This window comes from Carnobacterium pleistocenium FTR1, from assembly GCF_000744285.1.
Classification (GTDB): domain Bacteria; phylum Bacillota; class Bacilli; order Lactobacillales; family Carnobacteriaceae; genus Carnobacterium_B; species Carnobacterium_B pleistocenium.
Genome location: NZ_JQLQ01000002.1, coordinates 1,534,811 through 1,557,915, shown reverse-complemented (window position 1 = coordinate 1,557,915; position 23,105 = coordinate 1,534,811). Strand labels below are relative to the sequence as shown.

The window sequence follows — 23,105 nt, the reverse complement described above, 5'->3', positions numbered from 1 at the left end:
TTTATTAAATGAGATGGAACCTAAAGCAATTGACTTTGGGATTCCAGCTACTGAATTTTGGATGATGACATTCGGAGAAATAATGTCTCAAATAGAATCTAATCAACGTAAACGTGAGATTGAGTTGAAAGAAAAAGCTTTGTTTGATTACAAATCAGCTCAATTGAATATGTATGCCTTTAATGATCCTAGTAAGATGCCTGCTGCAGAAAAGCATTATCCATTTTTAGTTGATAAAGAAATTAAGAAAATCGTACAACCTGAGCCAGATTTAGAAGATTGGCAGTCAGACAAATCATTAATGATGCAACAAGCAATGCAGTTTAAGGCTACTAGAGAAAGAAGAAACAGGAATGGAGGTGAGTAGATGGATTTAGAGACACTGCAAGTTGTTCTTGAGATGAATGTTGAAAAGGTTCAAGCAAGTATTGATAAAATATTACCGTCAATTAACAACATGATGTCTAAAATTGAACGTGTAACTGGTAAGTCAATGGACCAAACTGAAAAGAAAATGGACATTGATAAAGGTACAGCCAATGTAGAAAAACAATTAGTACAAATGAATAAAATTGTTGAAAAGCAGTTGGCTTCAACAGAAAAACTTGTTGAACGAATGAGCACTAATACGGGTAAAAATTTGTCTAAAGGATTTGCAAAAGGCAGAACTCAAGTGAACAAAGATGTGGATGCCCTTGTTAAAGATATCAACGCAAAAATGATGCAAGCCAAATCTCAACAAGAAAAACTAGCTTTTATTAAAACGCAAAGACAAACAGCATCCAGTATTGGTGATACAAGTGGTGTTATTCGATTTGATGAGCAAATAGCGAATGCACAAGCCGCAATGACACGTTACCAAACGTCTGCAGAGAATTTAGCACGTAGTATGAGGCAAGAGTTCATTTCACTACCTAAGTCTTTAGAAGGTATCTCTACTGCAATGAATAAGAATGAAGCTCAAATAGAGAGTATGCGTTCAAAAATTAAAAATCTGCAGGTTACTTACAATGATCAATTAAAACCAAAAGGAAGTTTTAGCGAAGGATTCAAAGGCGGAGATGAGACAAAATCATCTACTAAAACTGCATCGTTGATTGAAAAGCAAACAATAGCAATGAATAAACTTATTGCACAAAATGACGGACTTCAACAAGCTTATGCGAAAACTCAGGACCGTGCAAAAGCATTGAGTCCTATAATAAGCAAATTGAATACCAACTTAGGAGACACAAACGGTTATACAGCCACAAAAGAGAACGTAAAAGATATAGGGACTAATTTTAAATCAAGTGGTGGAAAACTAGCGAAATTCGGTAGTTTATTTAGTGGTTTAGGAAATAAGATGAACAAGAGTGGTCCTAAGATGAATAAACCTATGAATTCTATCAACAAAACTCTCTCATCTTTTGTTAGACGACTTTTGATTGCTGGATTAGCTTACAAAGCTTTTGCTGGCATGGCTTCTTATATGGGTAAAGCGGTCTTGTCAAATGAACAGTTCTCAAAATCACTTAACGAAGTGAAAGTTAATCTAGCCACTGCTTTCTTTCCGATTTATCAAGCTATAATGCCGGCTTTAAATGCTTTGATTGCTTGGTTAGCTAAAGCAACTGCTTATATGGCTTCTTTTATTGCTACTTTGTTTGGTACTACTTATAGTGCTGCTAAAAAAGGTGCAAATGCATTGAATGAAAACATAGCTGCTATGAGTGATACTGGTTCAAATGCAGATAAAGCAAAAGAAAAAGTAAAGAAATTCCAAAACGTATTAGCTGGATTCGATGAAATTAATACACTCGATTTTAAAACAGATACAGACGATGAAAGTTTAACTGGTAAAGGTCCAGCAAACGGCATTAATTTTGGGATAGCTGATCCTGGTATACCTGCTTGGGTTAATACGTTTGCTGATCGATTTAAATCGATTCTAAAAGATTTATTTGCCCCAATTAAAGCAGCTTGGAATAAACATGGCCAAAAGGTTATGGATGCCTGGAAATATGCTTTAAGTGAAGTAGGAGGATTGCTTTCTTCTATTGGAAAAAGCTTTATGGAAGTTTGGACTAATGGAACTGGAGAAAGATTTGTTGGTAACTTATTGATTCTACTAGCTGATGTATTAAATATTATTGGAGATATTGCAAAGGCATTCAAAGATGCTTGGAACGATGATAACCGAGGTACTAATCTCATTCAGTCTATATTCAATGCATGGAACGGCGTGCTTGAATTGCTACATGAGATAGCAGATTCATTTAGAAAAGCTTGGAATAACGGTAACGGAGAACGTATTGCTGCTAATATATTAGAAATTTATACAAATATTTTTAATACGATTGGAAATATAGCAGATGGACTGAAAGAAGCTTGGCTTGAAAATGATAATGGCTACCGGATATTTGACAATATTTTAGGTGTTGTCGGAGGTTTACTCGAGGATATCAAACAGATGTCAAAAGCTACTGAAGAATGGGCTGATAAATTAGATTTCACACCATTACTAACTTCGATAGCTGGATTGTTTAGTAATGTCAGACCAATAATTAGTACTATTGGTGATGCATTGAGTTGGTTATATGAAAAAATACTCCTTCCAATAGCTAAATGGGCTATAGAAAATGCATTACCAGTGGCAGTAGATGCTATATCTGAAGCATTTAGATTTTTAGGTAACGTTATTGAAAAAGCGAAACCCGTTCTTTCTTGGTTATGGGAAAATCTATTAAAACCAATGGGAGAATTTGCAGGAAAACGTTTAGTTAGTGAACTTGAATCTATTAGAGATGCATTTAAATTTCTTGCTGATGCAGTAGAGGACCCTAAAAAAGCTTTCTCAGATTTATCAGACAAAGCCAAAGAAAAGTTCACGGATTTAAAAGAGAAGTCTGGTGAAATTTGGGGGAAAATCTCAGAATATATTACTGGCGGATCAAAAGAAGCCAAAGACAATGTGAAATTGAACTTTGATGAAATATCTGTAAAAAGTTTCAGTGTTTTTTCTGGTGTAGGTGAGTTAGCTTCTAAAATTTTCCCTAAATTGAGTAAGACAATTTCTGATAATGTTGGAGCTGCTAAAAATGCAGTATCAACAAAATTCAGTGAAATGTACACAGCTACCAGTAATTGGTTTGGAAAAATAGGAGCCAAAACAAAAGAAATTTTTGATGCTGTAAGTTCTAAAGTTTCAGAAAAAGCTAAATCAGCCTATGATGCTGCTTCAACAAAATGGAAAGAATTATCTTCAAACACATCTACAAAATGGGAAGAAATACGTTCAGCAACTAGTACAAAATGGTCTGAGACCAAAGATGCAATTTCAAATAAAGCTTCAGAAGCAAAGAATAACGCTATAAGCGCCTGGTCTATCATGAAATCTAAAACAAGTGAATACATGGATGGTATTAAAGAAAATTCACGAAAAGGTTTTGATCAAGTCGTCTCATGGGCCACTGGTTTAGGCGGGAAAATAGCTGAAGGTTTAAGAAAAGGAATAGAAGGCGTTAAGAAAGCAGCAAAAGAAATGTCACAAGGTCTAGTAAACGTACTTGGAAAAGGTGTTAATGGAACGATTAAAGGGGTCAATTGGGTACTAAGCAAGGTTGGTTCTGATAAAAAATTAGCTGAATGGAAGGTCCCAGAATATGCTAAAGGAACAAGCCGACATCCTGGTGGTCCAGCGTTAGTTAATGACTCAAGTGGTTCAGTATATCAAGAAGCCTACGAATTACCAGATGGTACTAGAGGATTATTCCCTAAGATCCGAAATATGATGGTTGATATGCCAGCTAATACAAAAGTATTAACTGCAGCTAGAACGGTTAAAGAACAAATACCACACTACAAAAATGGTGTTGGAGATTGGATTAGTGAAAAATGGAACGGTGCTAAAGAAATGGCTGGAGATGTATGGGACTATGTCAAAAAACCAGAAGAACTTGTTAAAAATGCTATTTCTAAGTTTACAAATTTGAGTAAAGCAAAAGACCCTGGTGTATCTATTGCAAAAGGAGCTATCGCTACTGCTTCATCTGGAGCTATCCAAATGGTTAAAGATGCTTTTGCTTTTGATAACGGAACCGGTGGAATTGATTTCAAAGGTTTAACAAAGACTTCTGATTTTGGTTACCGTATACATCCAATTACTGGTGTACGCAAACTACATGCTGGTGTCGATTATGGCGGTGGACAAGGTATTGGTCACCCGATTCATGCTCAAGCAGGTGGTAAAGTAACGGCTGCTGGTCCTAATGGAAATGGATTTGGAACAATGGTTAAAGCTTCTAAAGGAGTTTATGATTATATTTATGCTCATTTATCTAAAGCGTTAGTTGATAAAGGAGACAATATCAAAGCTGGTCAAAAGATTGGTTTGATGGGTAATACTGGAGCAAGTACTGGTCCTCATGTCCATTACGAAGTTCGTAAAGATGGTAAACCTATTAATCCTTTATCTGGTACTGGTGGTGAATCGAATAGCCCACAAGGAAGTGGAGTAGCCAGATGGACCTCTACAATCAAACGTGCTTTATCAATGAATGGATTACCATCAACGGCTTTATATACAAATGCATGGCTTAAACAAGTACAATCAGAATCTGGCGGTAATGAAAAAGCTATCCAGGGAAACATTGGAGATATAAATAATAAAACTGGTGACTTGGCCAAAGGTTTATTACAAACAATTTCTTCTACATTTAATGCCTATAAACACAAAGGACATAACAATATTTTTAATGGATATGATAACTCTTTAGCAGCAATTAACTATGCTAAGAGCCGTTATGGAGCCAAGAAAATGTTGAATGTTATCGGTCATGGCCACGGTTATGAAAATGGAGGTTTAATCTCAGAGGAGCAGATGATTAGAGTTGGTGAAGGAAATAATGATGAAATGGTTATTCCTTTAACCAAACCAAGTCGTGCGCTTGAACTGATAGGACAATCATTAGATTACCTAGGTATGGACTTTGGAGATTTAACAATGCCAACGGCCTTACAACCTTCTTACGAATCGTTTGCTTTTGATGGTGGAACTTTTGAAGGTTCTGGAAGTAGTGATCAATTTGAAAGTATGGCTGATTCAATGAGCAATGCAGTTAAAAAAGCATTTACTATGGTTATGGGCGAGAAACAAAGTTCAAATAATGATAGTGGACCTATTGAAGTCACAATGGTTATCGATTCGGATACTTTCGGAAAAGTAGTTGTAAAAAGCGTTAATAAACTAACAAAGAAAACCGGAAAACCGCAAATTATTATGTAGAGAGGGGGTATTTTTTTGGCTGGTTCATTAGCAATAAATGGTGTTACTGTAAAGCAACCTAAATCATTCAATTTTGGTGTGATGGACCTAGATGGAGAATCAACTCGTAATGCAAAAGGGAAAATGACAAGAGATATTATTCGTACTGGCATTCGTAAAATGGAATTAGAATGGGGTTCGCTTAGTGATGGAGAAATATCCTCTATTCTACAAGCGGTTAATACTTCTTTCTTTTCGGTTACCTATCCAGATGCTTTAACAGGTGGACAAAGAACGGGAACTTTTTATGTAGGTGACCGTTCTGCTCCATCTTATTCTTGGAATGACAAGTACAAATCAATGAAGTGGGAAGGTTTATCCATGAACTTCATTGAACAGTAGGAGGTGATGTTATGTGTTAACAGTAAGTAATGAATTAAATAATGCGTTTATGAAAGCAGAAAGAACCATTTATGTACGAATAAAGATAGGGAATCGAACGTTTGATAATGACAACGTTGTTTCTATCGAATATGATTCTGGAAGTTTATCTGGTGAAATTTTTGCTATCGGTTCAACTTATTCAAACTCTATCAAAATCACATTTAGTGAACTAGTAGAAGGTTTAAAAGAATTAGATGAAGTGTCCTATGAAATTGGTATTAAATTATCAAGTGGTGCGATTGAATACGTTCCTATGGGTATTTTTATTATCAACGATGCAATAGGTATGGATCGAAATAATAACAAAACAACAATTGAGTGTATGGATAGAATGATTATGATGGGCGGCACTTATGTGTCGTCTTTAACTTATCCTGCAGCCATTCGTGAAGTAGCTTTAGAGATAGCAAATAAATCAGGTTTGGTAGTTGATTCAACTTCTTTTGAACGATTAAGTGCTGATAAGATAGCAAAACCAGAAGGCTATAATTATCGTGAAGCGATTGGATTAATTGCTCAATTTGAAGCAGGATTTGCAACATTTAACCGATATGGAAAGTTAGAAATTAGAACTTTATCTGATCCAAATTTTGCAATACCTCCAGATAACTATTTTTCAAAAGGTCTCGTAAAAAACGAGGTCTTTTTTCGTTTAGGTGGAATTAGTTGTGTAACAGATTATAGTGATGCAACGATACAAAGCGGAAATACAGCTGGTAATCAAGTAGTTTTAGAAAATAGAATAATGACTAAATTATTATTGGATAAAGTATATCAAAAGATACAAACAATAAATTATTATCCTTTTTCATTAAATTGGCAAGGTAATCCAGTTTTAGAAGCTGGTGATTGGGTTGTAGTAGAAGATTTACAAGGAAATAAATTCAAGACACCTAACCTTAATTACTCGCTATCATTTAGTGGTGGATTAACGGCTAAGAGTAGCGCAGAAACAACAACGCAATCCGATGTGACTTATGGGTACAAAAGTCAGTTACAGCAAAAAATAGAATGGATTTATGCGCAAATTGATGCAGCCGGTGGAAATCTTATTTATGAAGGCATAAATGAGCCGACAAATCCTAAAGAAGGCGATTTATGGTTCAAAATTATTGGACCAGATAAACAAATCCTTATTTTTAAGAAAAAGGCAGATGGAACTTTATTTTGGGAACCTCAGATTTCTACTGCAGATATAAACAAAGTGGCAGAAGAAGTTAATAAGATTATTGATCAAGCTGACAAAGACCGAACAAAAGCAGAGCAAGAAATCAGCCAAGCCCTCCTTGATGCCAAAAACTACACTGAGATAAAGGCTCAAGAGTTTGATAACCAATTACTCATTGTTAATCAAAACGTTACTACAGCTACTAATTCAGCTAATGCTGCAGTACTAAAAGCCGATAAAGCAATTGAAGATGTCGGGTTTTTAAAACCGGATGTCGCTGCCGCAAAAGCAAACGCAATTACGGCAATTCAATATGCTGATACTGCAACACAAAATGCAACAACAGCTATTCAAAACGCTAAAACTGCCTTAAATTCAGTTGCAACATTGTCACAGGAAGTTGAGGTTACCATTACAAATATTAATGGTGAATTGACAAGAAAAGTATCTCAAACAACATTCAATACACTAAACGGAACCGTCGGAACCCACACAACACAAATTGGTCAAACGCAAAATGCCCTTTTAGCGAAAGCGGAAAGCAGTTTAGTCAATACAATTAAGGGAACAGTAGATACGCATACAACACAAATTAAGATTGTTTCTGACGGTTTAGAGGTAAAGGCTGAATCTAGTCTGGTTAATACTGTAAAAGGTACGGTGGATAATCACAGCTCATTAATATCGACAAACTCACAAGCGATTAGCGCGCGACTAACATCTGCACAAATTGAAACGCTATTGACTGGAAAGCAGTACGTTAATCAAACAACACTAGCTGCTACTTCTAGTGGTTTAACGGCTCAAATCACGCAAGTGAGTACTGATTTAAGTAACCTTGATTTTGATGGTAAAGACTTGATAAACAGAGATACATTAAATGAAGGTTATTTGATAAAAACCGGTGAACTTAGAGTTGACACCGCTTGGGTATATACCGACTATATACCAGTTGTAAGTGGTGATACATTATTGGTAAGCCCTAACTGGATAAATTTAGGTATTGCGCCATCAACTGTTTTTTATAATTCAAGTAAAATATTTATTTCTGCAGTAGATAGAGTTGAAGGGCGATATATTGTGACTGTATCTGAAACTGGTTTCGTAAGATTCTCATTTATGAAAACAAACTTAAATATAGTTAAACTTCAAAAAGGAAGTGTCGGTTATGCAAGTAATCTTGAAAAATTTACAACATTAAACGCTACAGTCGATGGTATTCAAAAAACTGTTGGAACAAAAGCTAGTCAAACACAAGTAACGCAACTGGCAAATCAAATTAGTACAAAAGTAGAATCGACAACTTATACTTCTAAAATGACACAATTAGACAGTGCAATCAATTTGAGAGTTGTTCAAGGTGATGTAACGGCTGCTATTTTGGCTGACAAAACTATCATTGATAATAGGAATGATAATCAGTTGCCGGCTTGGTATATGTCAAACTATCCAAAACAAACTGTAGAAGAATTTAAATTAAGAAATGTTATAGGTGCTCCCGGTTCAGCAACATACGGTCATATGACAACTAAAGTGCCGTGGAAGGATACTGCAGGAGGATCACTAACCCAAACATTTTCTTCAAATGACGGTATATTTCAAAGGCAAGGTACGACTTCTTGGGGTGCTTGGGATAAGATTGCAGAAACCGGGAAACTTTTATCACAAATAAACCTTTCAAGTGAAGGTATATTGATTCAAGGTAAACGTATTCAGTTAGATGGTGATGTCACTATGACAGCTGCTTTTGTAACTAGACTAGATGCATTAACATTAACTGCTGTTTATGCAGATATTGCTACATTAAAAACTAAAGTTTTAACAGCAGACGTCATTACTTCTACTCAGCTAAAAACTGATACAGCTTTGATTACTAAACTATTTGCTACAGATGCAAATGTAAATGTGTTAACGGCTAAATCATCATTTATTAACTCAGTAAAAGCGATAGACATAGCAGCGGATCGTATTACTGCTGGAACATTGAATGGGGCGAATGTAAATATTATCAATCTAAATGTTTCTAGTTTGGTGGGTAATATTTCAAGTTTTATTCAATCCTACTGGAATGGAATAAGTACTTCAGTAAGTATTGATAATACTGGTGTGTTAGTAAAAAATAATACGAGCACCGTTACTGCTAGACTTAAAAATGGTTTTATTGAATTTGGTGATAATACGTCAGATATTGTAGGTGGTATTTCTACTGCTGAAATTTACGACCAAGACACCTATTACAAAGGCGCGACTATTTATACAAACTATGATAAATTTTTTGCCATTAATAAAAAATGGGTAAGTAATGGAGCTTATGAACCCGTAATCAGAACCGCTATTCGTTCGAAAGGTTTAGACATATTCGTCCCTACTAACATGAACGGAACCCTTAACATGGGTGGAAATGAAATCCACAATACAGATAGGCTTTATCTAGGAAATACTACACAAGGTATTTTTAGGAATGCAGTCGAGAATGGAACACTTATGATTTCTGCTGGTGGTACTAGAATTGCAACTGGTACTGGTTTGGGTTCTTATGAAACACAGTTAAGAATAAATGCTTCTGCTGTTACGGTAAGCCCAGATTTAATTGTGAATGGATTTTCTCAATTTTATAAAACTATGAATATGAATGGTAATCAGATTCATGGAGTCGATAGATTATACTTGAATGGAACAACTAATGGCCTTCAGCTTTCTGGATCACGACCAATGTTAAATGGTAGTACAGGTGTGTTCTTAGCTTATAACGGAGCTATGAAATTAGATATCTTGAATACCGTTATTAGGGCATATGCTACACTAGACATGAACGGAAACTCATTAATTGGCAACTCGGATAGAAGACTAAAGAAGAATATTGTCAACTCTAATGATCAATCATTAGAGTCTATTAGTCGTTGGAGATTTGTTAATTATGAATGGATTGATACTAACAAACCCAACGGTGTACATTTAGGGGTTATTTCGCAAGAAACGCCAGAATTATGCGTATATGACCAAAAACGTGACATCTACAGTATAGATTCTAGTAAACAAATGATGATGAACAGCCATGCTATTAAACAGTTAAATCAAAAAGTTGTTTCTATATCAAACATTGCTAATGCTAGTAACACACTAGCAAGTAGGGCTTTCTCAGAAATGCAACAGTTAAAAAATAAAGTCACAGAATTAGAACTTAAAATAAAAAAATTGGAGAGTGCAGCATGAAAATAAAAAACAGTGAACTAAACTCAGTCATTACATTTTTAGATGGAATAAAACTAATTGGTGAAGCAAGTATTGGACGAACAAAATTAAAAGATGGATTATCTTTTTTAAACGAGGCATACGGTAAAGATCAAACGATAACTATTGATGAATTTGACCAATGGGCAGATGAGTCAAAAACATCATTCAAAACAACGAACGATAAACTAATGAAAGCAATTAATAAACTAAACAATAAAGAGGTAACCATAAACATTGATGATGTGCTATTTATAGATGATTTAAAAAAGGCTTTAGATGATTATAAAGGTGAGTTAGAGGGTAAAAACGCTGATGCATACGCTATGTTGGTACTGGAATTTAAAGAAAATGAAAGTAAAAAAGAGGAGGTAAAATAATATGAATGGAATCGTAGGAAATCAAATCAAATATATTTTAGTACAAACGAATACAGTAGAGGGCAGTACTGCTCCCCAAGAGGCTATGTTCTACAACGAATATAACAATACCTTAACTTCTTCAGGTGATATTAATACGGCTACTAAATTCAAAGAAGAAGACTTGGAAAAAGTACAATCAATTGCTAGTCTACAAACTCAATTAGCTGCTTTGTTTGGTAAATCTATTAAGTATGAAGTTATTAAAGAAATGATTGAGCGATCTGTAGTCGAATAAATTTTATATTCATAGTATGTAATGTTAATCTTTTCCGATATAATGTTATCAAATTATACCGGAGGTTTATATACTATGAGTAATAATGAATTAGATAAATTTAAAGGGTTTAACAAAATTTCAAAGGGAAATCAGTTACCTAAGCCAAAACTTGATAATATAACTTTATCAGGAGAAGAAATAACTGAAGTTACAAAAAAGCAGACTGTGAAACTCTTAATAGATAAGGGTTTACTTTTATTTGGTCCGTTAGGAGAGGTCGCATCAACAATAATAGGATGGAATGATAATATGAATGATGAGATAGAGAAAGTGAAAGAAAAGAAACTCCTATTACAATATTTTGAAAAGACAGATGAACAAACTGGAACAGTAGATAAATTAACAAATTTTGTCACAGACCCATATGGTTTCACTATTTTCAATAAGATTTTAAGTATTTTAAAAGATACACCTCCTGATTCAGAGCTTGCTGATCACTTGTCAACAGTTCTAAAAAATGTAGTGAATAGTGAAGATTTCGAATTATTGTTTGAAAGTCAAAAGTATGTTTTAACACAGATAGAAAAATTAACTCCTCAAGCTTTAACTATAATATCTGACATGGTTTCTTGGCCATTAATAAAAATTAATGCTAGTACATCTTATACAAAAAAAGTAACCTCCGATTACCATGAAGAGTTTACAAAAGAATATTGTAAAGTTAAAAACATTAAAGATGAATCAAAAATAAAAAGGGTAGAACACTCAATTAGAGAATTGCAAAAAGAAGGATTGCTAGAAGCATATGATAAAGATGGTCCGATAGAGTGTAGATTAACTTCAATTGGTAATGAAATTTATCAATATCTAAAAAATTAGATTAGTTTAAAAGGCTGTCCAAATTCACAGCCTTTTTAAATTACTTAAGAGTAGCTAGAAATGAGCACCCTGTAATGACGTATATGCTATTGAAGATCAAATTGCTGCAGAAATAGCTGAATAATAATGTATACATTGATTCTTTAAATAATAATTATAAAAATAGGAAGTGTGATATTTATGAGTTATGAAGAGTATACAAGGCAAGCACTACCAGAAAGAAAGTATAGAGAATTAATTGGAAGTTCAATAAGTGTTTTTAATTCAAACAATAATTTTATAATTGAAAATATTCTGAATAATGATCATAGCAAGGAGTACAGTTGGCACCAACTTATAGATGTAACTTCTGGTCAGTTAACTAAACCAATTAAAGAAACGATAACTAAAATTTCGGATACCAAAATAAGTAATCTATTTGCAGATGTTGTTTTAATGAGAAATAGAATTATCCATAGTTTTCAAATTACCGATACAGATGGTACTCAAAAATTAGCTACAAAGGAAAAAAAGGGCACACAATTTGTGATAACTGAAGATTATCTTTATAGGTTTATTAAAAAGAACGAAGAATTGAGCATCCTTTTACATGCCTTTAGAGGATTCTAGTTTGAAAAACTTGAACGGTCGAATAGACTATTTATAATTTATTAAATGAAGAGGGACCAGAAATGGTCGCTCTTTTTAATTTGAAAAAAGGAAGGTAAGGAATGGAAAATACAAGATTAAAAAAAGAATTGATTGTAGCAAAAAACAAACGACCATCAGATTTTTGGGGATTTATGGTTGCATTTACCAGCATTCTTCATGGATCTTTTTTGTTTAAATTTGTTGATTATTTAACCGCAAATGCAGAACCTTATTTGAGTGGACTACCAGGAAGATGGATTGGATTAACTCTATTAATAGCTGGGATTATAAAACTAATAGGGGTGTTGATAAGCAATAAGCATCTAAAAGAGTGGTCAATATGGGTCTTAAGCGCCATATGGGGAGGGTTATGGATGGTCAGCTTAACATTCGCTTTTGGAACAGGTTATCCAGACCCTTATCATACATTCATGTTTTTTGTATTCGTTGCTTGTTTGAGGGTCTCTTTGAAAGGAGACTATAAATATGACGTTTGAACAACTACTTGTTTTATTGATTGGAGGAGGAGGAGCTGCTGGTCTTTTATCTGCATTCTTTACACGTAAGAGTGGAAAAGAAAAGACAAATATTGATTTACTAGATCGAGCGTATAAAGAAATTGAACGGATTGATAAAAAACTAAAAGAAGCTTATGCAGAATTGGAACTGGAAAAAGGAAAAAACGAGAAATTAGAAACAATCATTGAAGACATGGAGAAAGACAAGTTTAATTTAGAACAAATAATTATCAAATTAAAAGAAGGTAGGGATAAATAATGGAACAAATACAAACGGCTCTTATTGGAGCGTTAGGAACTATAATAGTTAGCTTGATTGGAGTCATTACCAAAAAGGTAGTGGCTTTTTTAGATGAAAAAGGAATCAATGAAAAACTTAACCGGAAACAATATCTAGTGGATATTGCCGTTAATGCTGCTGAACAGATTTGGCAAAATGAAGATGGATCAATTAAGTTGGCCAATGCTCGTAAAGAAGCAATTAAATTGTTGAATGAAAATAAAATTAACATTACAGATGTGGAATTACAAAACTTAATTGAAGCATCTGTAAAGGCTATGAATGATGCATTTAATAGCACTAAAGTCGGAGTTATTGAATTAGAGAAAGTGGGGAAAGAATAATGGTAGAAATTATTAATAAAAATGTTGCTGGTGGAATTGCTGGTAGACGATCTGGAAACCCAAAAGGAGCCGTAATTCATAATGATTATGGTGCCATGACACCTAAAGACTATGTTTCATGGCTTGCTAAGCGCAAAGCTAACGGTCAATTGAATTTAGGGTTTGCACAATACTATATTAATCGTGATCAAATAGCTAGAATTGAAGATACTTTTAATAAAGCGTGGCACACAGCAACCAACGAAGGTAACGGTTGGTTCTTAGGTTACGAAGTTACACAAAGCTTTGGTGATGTTGTGACGGATGCTGAGTTTATAGAAAACGAAAACATGACATTTATGCAAGTAGCTGAGGACTTCCATTTTTATGGTTTGAAGCCAAATACAACCACAATCAGACTGCATAAACAATTTTCAAGTACGTCATGCCCTCATCGTTCGTGGGAATTGCATGGGTGGTCAAATAGTTCTGTACAAAATTACTTTGTCAAAAAAGTTAAAGAATATATGAATTTAGGGAAGACGGTGGATCAAATGATAAAAGCAACAAATAAAAAAGTGGTGATTATTGCTGGTTCTGGTCATATTGAAACAGAAGGCTGGAAGACAATGAATAATTTAACTGTTGGAATGACGGGTAAATCTAGAAGATTAGAAGCATTCAATTTGATTGTTAAAGTGGATGGTAAGCCAGTCAATGTCAAAGGTTCATTGCATATTGAGGATTTAGGTGATGTAACAAACAACACAAATTTGTTTGGAACAATGGGAATCTCTAAGAGAATTGAATCGGTTAAACTAAACATAGATGCAGCTATAGAATACCGAGTTCATCAGCAATCCTCTGGATGGTCTAAATGGACTAAGAACAATCAATGGTGTGGTATTAAAGGAAAAAGAAAACGAATTGAAGCGATTCAATTTAGAGTTGTTCAATAGACACAATAAAACCCTATCTCTTAATTGAGGTAGGGGTATTTTTAGGAGGGTTAAAATGGTGTGTTTAAAGGATTTTATACATTTAACTCAAGGTGAATTACTAGTAAAGTATTGGTGGGTATGGCTAATCATTATAGTTATTGTAGTTGTTTATGAATTATTCAAAAATAAAACTGACAAATTTTGAACCTAAGTCACTTACAGCAAAACTTTGATCAATATAAGCACCTTGCCCACCTGACAACAGCGTCCCAAATACTAAGTCTAAAAGACCGAAATCTGATAATCTATTTATATTTCCTGTCACAATATTTATATTGCTTTTGTCCTTCTTATAGAAGTCGCCATCGACCACTTTTTTATGCTCATTTTTATTAGAACTGAACAAAATATTTAATTCCAATTCAGTTAAATCAGGTAATAGACGTATAAAATATTTTTCTTCATCAAACGAATCGTTATTAAATCTAAACAGTACATTTTTAAAAGCTTTTTTATAATTATCAATTTTAGATTGAGATGAGGCTTTTTCAACTTCATCATTTATTGACTCTAAAATACTAATAGCTTCATCAGCATTCTCAGTCTCATGAATGACAGGTAATTTTTCTTTCATACTACCAATCTCTATGGATATTTCTTCATAAAATCTTTCCACTCTCTTAAATCTTTTCTCATTTTTGGCTCCAAAATATAAGGTTTGTAGAGCTCCACCAACAGTAGGAATACTACCTATACCTGCTTCGATAATAAGATCCCTTCGATCTTTCCAGCTTAACTTTTCATCATTATCCAAATTAACAACTCCTTTATATTTTATTCTACTTTATTAAACAAATATAAGGTAGGCAAATTATAAATAACCCTATCTCTTGATTGAGTTAGGGTTATTTTTTTGTATATTTTTTTACTAATTAGAAAGCAACATTGTTTGCATTCTTATTCCTTTGTGATTAGCTGAAATTAAATATGCTGTTTCATTTAATTGAGGTGGCTTTTTTGTGTTAAAATAAATAAGAGCCCCACCGTGGAAAGTGCAAGAGCTCATGGATTGTTCTATCTGCTTGCAGCATACCACATCCAGATAGAATTTACTGGAGGAATGATTGGGAAATGTATAATAATAGCCATCAAATATTAATGGGTAATTTACTAAAAAACCTGACATCACGCACTAAAAGTTATTTAATAGAAAATAAAAGTTACTTAAAGGAACTTGATTTTGATATTAAAGCAGATTCTTTAGGGATTGATATTATATTTGCTAAAGAAGATAATAACTTTTTGATAAATTTTAACAACGAAGATCGGCTTTCTTACAATACATTTGATACCAATCCGTTTTATATACGTGTAGAAAATGCAGGAATTGCGAGGTTATCAAATGTTACTATAAATAATGTTACAATTGATAAAGGATTTATAGTAGGAAAAGTACACTACAACTTTTTCTTACTTCATACAGAGAAATTTATGGATAGTTATATATACTCATTGGATAATCCAATTATCGATAAAAAATATAAAATTGAGATTCTTAATCAATTTGAATCTTTGTTAAAGGAGAATCCTAAAGAACTTAAAATCGATAAATTCATAGAGAAGAATCCTTTCATATTAGAACTTTCTCTTCATTTAACTGATTTGCAGCATCAAGTAACATTATTAAACATAGAAGAAGAATTTGAACAAAACTTAAGACCTGATGTTATCGCTTATAAACCTTTAGACAAAAGATGGTATATTGTAGATTATAAAAGAGCTGAACGAAGTCTATTAAAAAATTCTGGTAAAGTCAGAAGCGGTTTTCTTGCGGAAGTTAATTCATTAACAAATCAGCTGAGTGATTACATTGACTATTTTACTGCTTCTAAAATGCAAACAAAATATATAAAAGAAAAATATGATATTCACATAAAATATCCTAAAGGAATAGGAATAATCGGAGATTTAAACCCAAAAGATGAAGAAGCTTACTTGAAAGCCACAAGAAATTTACCTAGAGAAATAGAAGTTTATCCATATAATTATATGGTAGATGAATGCAGAAGGGTGCTAGCTTTTAACTAGATAGGAGGGGTAAGGTGGAAAATTCACTTAGGAAAAAAAGAGTTGAGGAAATAAATGAGATTTATAAAAATGCTAAAAAGCTTAGTGACGAATTAACGGAAACTGGAGAAGACGATACTTTCACAGCAATTATATTGACTAGCGCGACTATCTATCTCCGAAAAGCGTATAAAGAAGCCCAGCATGAAACAAGTATATAGGAATTGAATTTCTTAATAATGTAAACATAAAAATGCTAAAAGCCCTGTCCGTAATTGGATGGGGCTTTTTTTGTATTAAAACATAGTTTTCTTAAAAGGCAGCCGTCTTCCTTTATAATCCCATAATTGCCCTATAAGAGTAGGCTGACTGTCAATTTTATATTCTTGAATAATCAGTTGCTTACGTTCGTTAATCGTACAGTCAACAGTTAAACCAGTACTATTTTCAACCTCGTAAACAAATTTAAAAGCTTTACGTCCAGCAATCAAGCAGTTATGGATTTTCCCATTTACCTCTAAAGCAATGTAGCAAAATGGATATCCTTGTTTTGTATTGATCACTTTGACATCTGAAACCACTTTACCAGTAAACATTGCAGTGTTCATAGTTTCTCATCCTCCACTTCGATAGTAATGATGATTGCATTAACTCCAAAAGGTACGCCATCCATTCGATACTTGCCAACTTCACCCATGTGTATGAGTTGCAGCATAGCTGAGTATTTAACTTCATACTCTTTAATCTCAGGATGATAAACCTTGTTAGTTATGTAATCAAATTGTTTTTTGTCTGGATACTCTTCTTCAAAAATCATTACTTTTTCGTCTGTCATCATATAGTTTGGGTTGAATTCTTGAATAGTTAACTTTTTCATATCGCTCACCTCGTACTTATTATACGAACGTATGTTTGTTTTGTAAAGCGAACAGAATAAAAAAACTCCCACAAAAGTGAGAGTAGAAAATATGCTTATATTTCATCGAAAAACTCTTCAACAGATTTTACTTTATTTAAATATTCATTGATTAATGAATCAGCAAGATGTCGCGTATCATCAATAGTACGGCAATGGTAGGTAGTTGAATCTTTTTCATAGCTAACAATCACGTATGGCAATTTTATAACGGATCTAAATGCCTCTATTTTCAATCTTTCATGCTTAAAGCAACTTATACTGGTATCTGGTGGTAAAAATTCTATAAATGCTTTCATTCAAAATTCTCCTTTAAATGTGATACTTATAATATACGCAGATTAATTTAAATGATTTAATTATGGTATAATCATTTCATCGTCCTACTCACTGATAATATTTATAAATAAAGTTTATATTTTCTTGATTAAAAATTGAAAAAAAAAAGTGCAAAAAAATAGCATTTTAAACAACCGAGTTTAAGTCAGCTGGGTTTAAAAAATCATTTTAAAAGCTTTTAACCCCTTGTATAGCTGTAATTTAGGCGAGTGTGTACCTATGTGTGATTCGGTTATCAAAAAGACGCAGTTAAATAAATTACAAAATAAGAAAAGGGTTAGTGCCTTGCACTAGCTCTTTTTTTATTTGGTTGTAAACAAGCTACGGTGGGTTCTAATCCTATTGGTTTGTGGTAAAATAGAGTAAATAAAAGATCGTTAAATGGAAGAGGTTTTTAGACATGTCATATGGACAAATGATGATTGATTCACTTAAAGAAAATCAATTGGATGAAGCAATGAATTATTTTGAAGAAGCTATAGCTCAAGATACAGATGAAGAACTTTACAATTTATCTGACTCTCTTTACCATCTTGGTTTCTTAAATGAAATAAAAAAAATAAATTTGCATTTACTTGAACGTTATCCTGAAGACGATGAATTAAGGGTAGGTTTAGCAGAAATAGCTATCGAAGCTAATGAATTGGAAGTAGCGATGGATTGGTTATTAGAAGTTTCAGAAGAAAGTACTGTTTATCCGCAATCTTTGCTCGTTTTAGCTGATTTGTATCAAGTCCAGGGTCTTTATGAAGTGAGTGAGCAAAAGCTGCTCAAGGCGAAGGAAATCATACCTGATGAGTCAGTTATTGATTTTGCATTAGCAGAGTTACATTTTTCGATGGGGAAATATGCTCAGGCGCTTCATGGCTACGAAGAATTGATGACCCAAGGCCTCACGGAATTTTCTGGTATTAATCTTGCAGCTCGTTGTGGCAGTTCTTATAGTGCTCTGGGTGATTTAGAACAAGCTATTTTATATTTAGAACAGAGTTTAGAAGAAAAAGAAAATATCGATACATTATTTCAACTAGGATTTTCCTATCTGCAAGACAAACAATACCGTCGTTCAATTGAAATGTTGAATAAACTAAAAGAATTAGATCCGAATTACACAACTTTATATCCTTATCTAGCTAAAGGACTAGAAGAAGAAAACGAACTAGATAAGGCTTTAGAAGCCATCACAGAAGGTCTAAGAGTTGACCAATACAACTACGAACTATTCTACTATGGAGCGGATATAGCGATTAAATTAGAAAATAATGAGTTAGCTGAAGATTACTATTTAAAAGCGATTCAACTTGTCCCAGAAAATTCAAGTATTCAACTAGCTTATACTAATTTATTGCTGCAACAAGAACGCTACGATGAAACCGTCGAGTTAATCCAAAAAATCTTGATCCAAAATGAAGTTGATCCTCAATTTTATTGGAATTTAGCCTTAGCAAATGAAGGATTAGAAGAATATTCTGCAGCGGGAACGGCCTATCAAAAAGCATATCCAGCATTTCGAGGGAATAAGGATTTCTTGAAATCTTATATTTATTTTCTGCGAGAAGAAGGAGAGCGTGTAGTTATTAAAGAGGCAATAAATGATTACTTACTCCTTGAACCAGCAGATGCAGAAATATTAGAAATTTTAGAAGAAATAAATAGCAACTATTAATTGATTAAGTTATAATGAGAAAAAGAGTAAGATAGGGAGGTTTTTACATGAACATCCAAATTTCTTTAGAAGCTAAAAAAATTTTTCTTAGCTGGTTTTTAGACCGCTACCAATTGAAAAGAAGAGAATCTATGTGGATCCTGAACTACTTACTAAACCATGATATTGTATTAAATAAAGTTCATTTTGTTGAAGCCGTTGAAAAAACTCCAAGAGGTATGATGATGTCCACAACTGAGATGGGAAGCGAACCATTTTTATTTTATAAAAATGGTACAGTATTTAGTGATCCAGAACAGGCCTTCCATGAAGTTAGATTAAATTGGCAAGAAGAAATGTATATTGAATTGATTTTTTCAAATCCTTGGAAATCTGCCGAATACCTTACTGTATTAGAAGATAATCCTTATTTTAAATGGAATGAAATGATTAGTGGGAAACTAATTGAGGAAGTTGAATTAGCCCTAGAAACTTTGTCATTAACTGAACGCAAACAAAACACGTTGCATCAAATTGATTTATCTTTAGAAGAAGACGATCGAGAAAAATTTATTCAATTGTCTAATCAACTAAAAAAAATTGAAGATGATTTAAAGAATGAACAAAAAAAGCCAAACCATTGATGTGATGTCCTCAAAATTAGAAAAGTTAGCTACTTTTCTAATTTTGGGACGTATGACACATCAAAGGACGGCTTTTTTTTTGAAAAGAGGCTGTTTAGGTTTAGGATCAAACGAAAAACCTTCGCCTAAAACTTCATGTACTGTTAAAAGGGAAAGAAAAGCTTTTGGATCTATTTCGTGAATAATTCGTTTAGCTGTTACAATTTCATGACTGCCCAAGACACAATATAAAACTTTTTTTTCTTCTTTTGAGTAGGCACCTTCAGCTTTAAAGAAGGTTACTCCTCGTTCCATTTCTAGCATAATGTTTTCAGCTATAATATCGTTTCTATCTGAGATAATTAGCAACCCTCTGGCAGCATAAGAACCATCTTGCATAAAGTCAACGATTTTAGAAAACACATAGGAAGCAAGTAATGTATACATCATATGAGGCAAGTCAATATAAGTAAGCGATAACGTTAAGATGAAGATATCAAAGACCAGTAATGTTTTACCCATTGAAATACCTTTTTTCTTTTCAAGAATGCGGGCAAGAATATCACTTCCACCGGTAGTTCCACCAGAACGATAAATCATGCCGCTGCCTATTCCGCCGCATAAACCAGCTAAAATTCCAGCGATGAAAAGATCATTATCTATATTAATTGCAATAGACGTTCTTTGCCAAATAAATAAAAAGAAAGACAACATAGTTGTGCCATATATCGTATAAATCAGTGAACGATTGCCTAACAATTTCCATCCAATCAAAATAGTTGGAATATTTAGTAATAATGTAGAAAGTGCTGGATCGATTTGAAACCAATACCTTAATAGAAGGGAAATCCCTGTCATTCCGCCCTCGGCTAATTCATTTGCAATGTTGATGTAGACTAATCCAAATGCATAAAGTGCACAGCCAATTGTTATAATAAATAAATCTTTTACTGTTACCTTTTCGTTTATCATACCGTCACTCCAAACTTTATTTACTTTATAAATAATACATTTTTTTTTGAAAACAAGCAACAAGTCTTGCAACCTTCTCGCTTTTTGGTAGACTTAGAAGGTGAGATATCGGTTAAACGAATAATTGGATAGTCGATTAGCATCGGTAATCAATAAGATAAAAAATTTAATTGGCGGTTGAAAAACCGTTTGAAAGGAAAGAATAAAATGATTAATATTGTTGTTGCAGGTTTTAAAGGTAAAATGGGTTTAACAGCCACACAGATGGTAATAAAAAATGATAAATTTACATTAGTGGGTGTCCTTGACCCTCACGCTTCTGAAAAAAATCTAAATGAAATAAGTGAGTTTTCGACAACTGATGTACGTGTTTTTCAAGATAAAGAAGAGTTAGTGAAAGAAATCCAAGCAGATGTGTGGATCGATTTCACTATTCCCGCTGTTGCTTTTCAAAATACTTGTTTTGCTCTAGAACATGGGATCCGTCCAGTAGTAGGGACAACGGGTTTTGCAGAAAGTGAAGTTAAAAAAGTCCAAGAATTAGCGAAAGAAAAGAATGTCGGTGGATTGATAGCCCCTAATTTCGCAATAGGAGCTGTTTTGATGATGGAATTTGCGGCTAAAGCAGCTAAGTATTTTCCAGATGTTGAAATAACTGAGATGCATCACGATAACAAATTAGATGCTCCAAGTGGAACAGCGATAAAAACAGCTGAGATGATTTTCGCAGAACGTGGATATCACTTACAAGGAAATCCAGAAGAAAAAGAAACAATCAAAGGGGCGCGTGGCGCAGATTACGAAGGGATAAAGATTCATAGTGTACGATTACCAGGTCTAGTTGCCCATCAACAAGTTCAGTTTGGAAGTGTCGGTGAAGGGCTGTTGATTCGCCATGATTCATTTGAACGTTCTTCATTTATGACAGGTGTTGCTTTGGGCTGTGAAAAGGTCATGACTTTAAATGAATTAGCTTATGGATTGGAAAACATTCTATGATTTTGTTAGATGATCAGTTTAAACAGGCTTTACCGATCATTGATAAAATACAAGAAGCTGGATTTGAAGCTTACTTTGTTGGTGGAAGCGTCCGTGATACATTATTAAAAAAAACAATCAACGATGTAGATATTGCCACTAGTGCAAAACCTGATGAAATTAAGCTTATATTTCAAAAAACAATTGATGTAGGAATTGAACATGGGACTGTAATGGTTTTATGGAAAGATGCTTCTTATGAAATCACAACTTTTAGAACAGAATCAACGTATCAGGATTTTAGACGTCCGGATAATGTTGAGTTTGTTCGTTCGTTAAAAGAAGATTTGAAGCGTCGTGATTTCACCATAAATGCTTTAGCTATGAATAGAGATGGTCAAATTATTGATTATTTTGATGGTCAAAATGATTTGAAAAAGAAAATGATTAGAGCTGTTGGTATCCCTGAAGAGCGTTTCTTTGAGGATGCTTTGCGTATGATGCGTGGAGTACGTTTGGTTAGTCAGTTGGATTTTGATATGGATAGTGAAACTGAACGAGCTATCAGAATGAATCATGCTTTGCTTGAGAAAATAGCCATTGAACGAATTCAAGTTGAGTTTACAAAACTTCTATTAGGAAGTGGAAGAAAAAAAGCTTTAGCGTTATTTATTCAAACTAATTTATTTTATTATTGCCCAGGATTGAAGTCTTATAAAAAAGAGTTAGAAGAACTAGCTAAACTAGAATGTATGATCGATAATCGAATCATTGCTTGGACGTTATTGATTCATTACTTAAGAATACCAACTACAAAAGCGGAACTATTTTTAAGAGAATGGAAATGCTCAAAAAAAGAAATCAATCAGGTGCAATCAGCTTTATTCGCTTTAGAGTATCGCTTGGAAAATAACTTTAATCGTCAAGTCCTTTATCAGGTAGGATTGCAAATAGCTTTGGATGTTGAAACCATGATGGAATGTCTAGAGCATCCAGTTAATTTTGAGTCTGTTCATTTGTTAGATCAGGAACTGCCAATTCATAGTAAGAAAGAAATAAGGATAAACGGCAACGATTTAAAGGATATGTTAGACAGAAAGCCTGGCAAGTGGCTGGGGGATTTGATGATTGAAATAGAAGAGGCTATTTTAGCTGGAAGTCTGCTTAATGAAAAACAAGCTATTTTTGATTGGGTTTCACATTATTATAAAAAATGAGATTGAAGAGTTAACTACTTTTAAAATAAGTAAGAAAAAGGTTTACTAAC

23 protein-coding genes are annotated in these 23,105 nt (G+C 33.5%); 18 read left to right on the top strand and 5 right to left on the bottom strand.

Annotated features, from left to right (window positions below; all coding sequences use genetic code 11):
• The first annotated feature begins 13 nt into the window (after positions 1 to 13).
• The 12 genes from BP17_RS07600 to BP17_RS13120 all read left to right on the top strand — a co-directional run bounded on the left by BP17_RS07600 (position 14) and on the right by BP17_RS13120 (position 14,316).
• Complete coding sequence (locus BP17_RS07600; protein ID WP_035053108.1) at positions 14 to 367, top strand: hypothetical protein; 354 nt, start codon at positions 14 to 16, stop codon at positions 365 to 367.
• Complete coding sequence (locus BP17_RS13640) at positions 368 to 5,266, top strand: peptidoglycan DD-metalloendopeptidase family protein (protein ID WP_035053106.1); 4,899 nt, start codon at positions 368 to 370, stop codon at positions 5,264 to 5,266.
• Positions 5,267 to 5,281: 15 nt separating this feature from the next.
• Positions 5,282 to 5,647, top strand: a complete 366-nt coding sequence (locus BP17_RS07590; protein ID WP_035053104.1) for a DUF6711 family protein — start codon at positions 5,282 to 5,284, stop codon at positions 5,645 to 5,647.
• 13 nt (positions 5,648 to 5,660) lie between these two features.
• The gene (locus tag BP17_RS13125; RefSeq protein ID WP_051910494.1) at positions 5,661 to 10,070 is read left to right on the top strand and encodes a tail fiber domain-containing protein; all 4,410 of its coding nucleotides are present in this window, start codon (positions 5,661 to 5,663) and stop codon (positions 10,068 to 10,070) included.
• Complete coding sequence (locus BP17_RS07580) at positions 10,067 to 10,468, top strand: hypothetical protein (protein WP_035053101.1); 402 nt, start codon at positions 10,067 to 10,069, stop codon at positions 10,466 to 10,468. Before BP17_RS13125 ends, BP17_RS07580 begins: the two co-directional genes overlap by 4 nt.
• 1 nt (position 10,469) lies before the next feature.
• Positions 10,470 to 10,745, top strand: a complete 276-nt coding sequence (locus BP17_RS07575) for a hypothetical protein (protein WP_035053099.1) — start codon at positions 10,470 to 10,472, stop codon at positions 10,743 to 10,745.
• Positions 10,746 to 10,820: 75 nt separating this feature from the next.
• On the top strand, positions 10,821 to 11,606 hold the full coding sequence (locus tag BP17_RS07570; protein WP_051910493.1) for a hypothetical protein: 786 nt from the start codon (positions 10,821 to 10,823) through the stop codon (positions 11,604 to 11,606).
• A gap of 180 nt (positions 11,607 to 11,786) precedes the next feature.
• Positions 11,787 to 12,215, top strand: coding sequence for a hypothetical protein (locus BP17_RS07565; protein ID WP_035053098.1), 429 nt, complete (start codon positions 11,787 to 11,789; stop codon positions 12,213 to 12,215).
• Between the two features lie 101 nt (positions 12,216 to 12,316).
• Positions 12,317 to 12,733, top strand: coding sequence for a hypothetical protein (locus tag BP17_RS07560; protein ID WP_035053096.1), 417 nt, complete (start codon positions 12,317 to 12,319; stop codon positions 12,731 to 12,733).
• Entirely contained in the window at positions 12,723 to 13,013 is a 291-nt protein-coding gene (locus BP17_RS07555; protein WP_035053094.1) for a hypothetical protein, read from the top strand. Before BP17_RS07560 ends, BP17_RS07555 begins: the two co-directional genes overlap by 11 nt.
• On the top strand, positions 13,013 to 13,378 hold the full coding sequence (locus BP17_RS07550) for a phage holin, LLH family (protein ID WP_035053092.1): 366 nt from the start codon (positions 13,013 to 13,015) through the stop codon (positions 13,376 to 13,378). The genes BP17_RS07555 and BP17_RS07550 overlap by 1 nt, the downstream gene beginning before the upstream one ends.
• A complete protein-coding gene (locus BP17_RS13120) occupies positions 13,378 to 14,316 on the top strand; it encodes an N-acetylmuramoyl-L-alanine amidase (RefSeq protein ID WP_051910492.1) in 939 nt (312 codons plus the stop codon). Before BP17_RS07550 ends, BP17_RS13120 begins: the two co-directional genes overlap by 1 nt.
• A 157-nt stretch (positions 14,317 to 14,473) precedes the next feature.
• Here the strand turns inward: BP17_RS13120 and BP17_RS07540 are convergent, their stop codons facing one another.
• Complete coding sequence (locus BP17_RS07540) at positions 14,474 to 15,112, bottom strand: hypothetical protein (RefSeq protein ID WP_035053090.1); 639 nt, start codon at positions 15,110 to 15,112, stop codon at positions 14,474 to 14,476.
• A gap of 317 nt (positions 15,113 to 15,429) precedes the next feature.
• On the opposite strand from BP17_RS07540, the gene BP17_RS07535 reads away from it, so the two are divergent.
• Both BP17_RS07535 and BP17_RS07530 read left to right on the top strand, forming a co-directional pair.
• Entirely contained in the window at positions 15,430 to 16,386 is a 957-nt protein-coding gene (locus tag BP17_RS07535; RefSeq protein ID WP_035053087.1) for a Shedu anti-phage system protein SduA domain-containing protein, read from the top strand.
• Between the two features lie 14 nt (positions 16,387 to 16,400).
• Positions 16,401 to 16,586 carry a hypothetical protein gene (locus tag BP17_RS07530; RefSeq protein ID WP_035053085.1) on the top strand — a complete coding sequence of 62 codons (186 nt, stop codon included), beginning with the start codon at positions 16,401 to 16,403 and terminating at the stop codon, positions 16,584 to 16,586.
• A gap of 75 nt (positions 16,587 to 16,661) precedes the next feature.
• Here the strand turns inward: BP17_RS07530 and BP17_RS07525 are convergent, their stop codons facing one another.
• The 3 genes from BP17_RS07525 to BP17_RS07515 form a co-directional block, all read right to left on the bottom strand.
• Positions 16,662 to 16,973 carry a hypothetical protein gene (locus BP17_RS07525; RefSeq protein WP_035053083.1) on the bottom strand — a complete coding sequence of 104 codons (312 nt, stop codon included), beginning with the start codon at positions 16,971 to 16,973 and terminating at the stop codon, positions 16,662 to 16,664.
• Positions 16,970 to 17,242 (bottom strand): hypothetical protein, encoded by a 273-nt coding sequence (locus BP17_RS07520; RefSeq protein WP_035053081.1) that lies wholly within the window; start codon positions 17,240 to 17,242, stop codon positions 16,970 to 16,972. The genes BP17_RS07525 and BP17_RS07520 overlap by 4 nt, the downstream gene beginning before the upstream one ends.
• Positions 17,243 to 17,337: 95 nt before the next feature.
• Positions 17,338 to 17,580 (bottom strand): hypothetical protein, encoded by a 243-nt coding sequence (locus BP17_RS07515; protein ID WP_035053080.1) that lies wholly within the window; start codon positions 17,578 to 17,580, stop codon positions 17,338 to 17,340.
• 440 nt (positions 17,581 to 18,020) lie between these two features.
• On the opposite strand from BP17_RS07515, the gene BP17_RS07510 reads away from it, so the two are divergent.
• Positions 18,021 to 19,286, top strand: coding sequence for a tetratricopeptide repeat protein (locus tag BP17_RS07510; RefSeq protein WP_035053079.1), 1,266 nt, complete (start codon positions 18,021 to 18,023; stop codon positions 19,284 to 19,286).
• 47 nt (positions 19,287 to 19,333) lie between these two features.
• On the top strand, positions 19,334 to 19,909 hold the full coding sequence (locus BP17_RS07505) for a ReoY family proteolytic degradation factor (protein WP_035053078.1): 576 nt from the start codon (positions 19,334 to 19,336) through the stop codon (positions 19,907 to 19,909).
• A 60-nt stretch (positions 19,910 to 19,969) separates the two neighbouring features.
• Here the strand turns inward: BP17_RS07505 and BP17_RS07500 are convergent, their stop codons facing one another.
• The gene (locus BP17_RS07500) at positions 19,970 to 20,860 is read right to left on the bottom strand and encodes a YitT family protein (RefSeq protein ID WP_035055302.1); all 891 of its coding nucleotides are present in this window, start codon (positions 20,858 to 20,860) and stop codon (positions 19,970 to 19,972) included.
• 207 nt (positions 20,861 to 21,067) lie between these two features.
• Here BP17_RS07500 and dapB point away from each other — a divergent pair, with 207 nt between their 5' ends.
• The gene (dapB, locus tag BP17_RS07495; RefSeq protein ID WP_035053077.1) at positions 21,068 to 21,859 is read left to right on the top strand and encodes a 4-hydroxy-tetrahydrodipicolinate reductase; all 792 of its coding nucleotides are present in this window, start codon (positions 21,068 to 21,070) and stop codon (positions 21,857 to 21,859) included.
• The gene (locus tag BP17_RS07490) at positions 21,856 to 23,055 is read left to right on the top strand and encodes a CCA tRNA nucleotidyltransferase (protein ID WP_035053076.1); all 1,200 of its coding nucleotides are present in this window, start codon (positions 21,856 to 21,858) and stop codon (positions 23,053 to 23,055) included. Before dapB ends, BP17_RS07490 begins: the two co-directional genes overlap by 4 nt.
• Positions 23,056 to 23,105 lie beyond the last annotated feature (50 nt).

Excerpts from the sequence above, each read along its gene's own strand:
- BP17_RS07555 (WP_035053094.1), top strand. The coding sequence starts at position 12,723 with ATGACGTTTGAACAACTACTTGTTTTATTGATTGGAGGAGGAGGAGCT.
- BP17_RS13640 (WP_035053106.1), top strand. The coding sequence starts at position 368 with ATGGATTTAGAGACACTGCAAGTTGTTCTTGAGATGAATGTTGAAAAG.
- BP17_RS13120 (WP_051910492.1), top strand. The coding sequence starts at position 13,378 with ATGGTAGAAATTATTAATAAAAATGTTGCTGGTGGAATTGCTGGTAGA.
- BP17_RS07515 (WP_035053080.1), bottom strand. The coding sequence starts at position 17,580 with ATGAAAGCATTTATAGAATTTTTACCACCAGATACCAGTATAAGTTGC.
- BP17_RS07560 (WP_035053096.1), top strand. The coding sequence starts at position 12,317 with ATGGAAAATACAAGATTAAAAAAAGAATTGATTGTAGCAAAAAACAAA.
- BP17_RS07580 (WP_035053101.1), top strand. The coding sequence starts at position 10,067 with ATGAAAATAAAAAACAGTGAACTAAACTCAGTCATTACATTTTTAGAT.
- BP17_RS07505 (WP_035053078.1), top strand. The coding sequence starts at position 19,334 with ATGAACATCCAAATTTCTTTAGAAGCTAAAAAAATTTTTCTTAGCTGG.
- dapB (WP_035053077.1), top strand. The coding sequence starts at position 21,068 with ATGATTAATATTGTTGTTGCAGGTTTTAAAGGTAAAATGGGTTTAACA.
- BP17_RS07525 (WP_035053083.1), bottom strand. The coding sequence starts at position 16,973 with ATGAACACTGCAATGTTTACTGGTAAAGTGGTTTCAGATGTCAAAGTG.
- BP17_RS07600 (WP_035053108.1), top strand. The coding sequence starts at position 14 with ATGGAACCTAAAGCAATTGACTTTGGGATTCCAGCTACTGAATTTTGG.
- BP17_RS07550 (WP_035053092.1), top strand. The coding sequence starts at position 13,013 with ATGGAACAAATACAAACGGCTCTTATTGGAGCGTTAGGAACTATAATA.
- BP17_RS07535 (WP_035053087.1), top strand. The coding sequence starts at position 15,430 with ATGTATAATAATAGCCATCAAATATTAATGGGTAATTTACTAAAAAAC.
- BP17_RS07575 (WP_035053099.1), top strand. The coding sequence starts at position 10,470 with ATGAATGGAATCGTAGGAAATCAAATCAAATATATTTTAGTACAAACG.
- BP17_RS07520 (WP_035053081.1), bottom strand. The coding sequence starts at position 17,242 with ATGAAAAAGTTAACTATTCAAGAATTCAACCCAAACTATATGATGACA.
- BP17_RS07510 (WP_035053079.1), top strand. The coding sequence starts at position 18,021 with ATGTCATATGGACAAATGATGATTGATTCACTTAAAGAAAATCAATTG.
- BP17_RS07490 (WP_035053076.1), top strand. The coding sequence starts at position 21,856 with ATGATTTTGTTAGATGATCAGTTTAAACAGGCTTTACCGATCATTGAT.
- BP17_RS07565 (WP_035053098.1), top strand. The coding sequence starts at position 11,787 with ATGAGTTATGAAGAGTATACAAGGCAAGCACTACCAGAAAGAAAGTAT.
- BP17_RS07500 (WP_035055302.1), bottom strand. The coding sequence starts at position 20,860 with ATGATAAACGAAAAGGTAACAGTAAAAGATTTATTTATTATAACAATT.
- BP17_RS07570 (WP_051910493.1), top strand. The coding sequence starts at position 10,821 with ATGAGTAATAATGAATTAGATAAATTTAAAGGGTTTAACAAAATTTCA.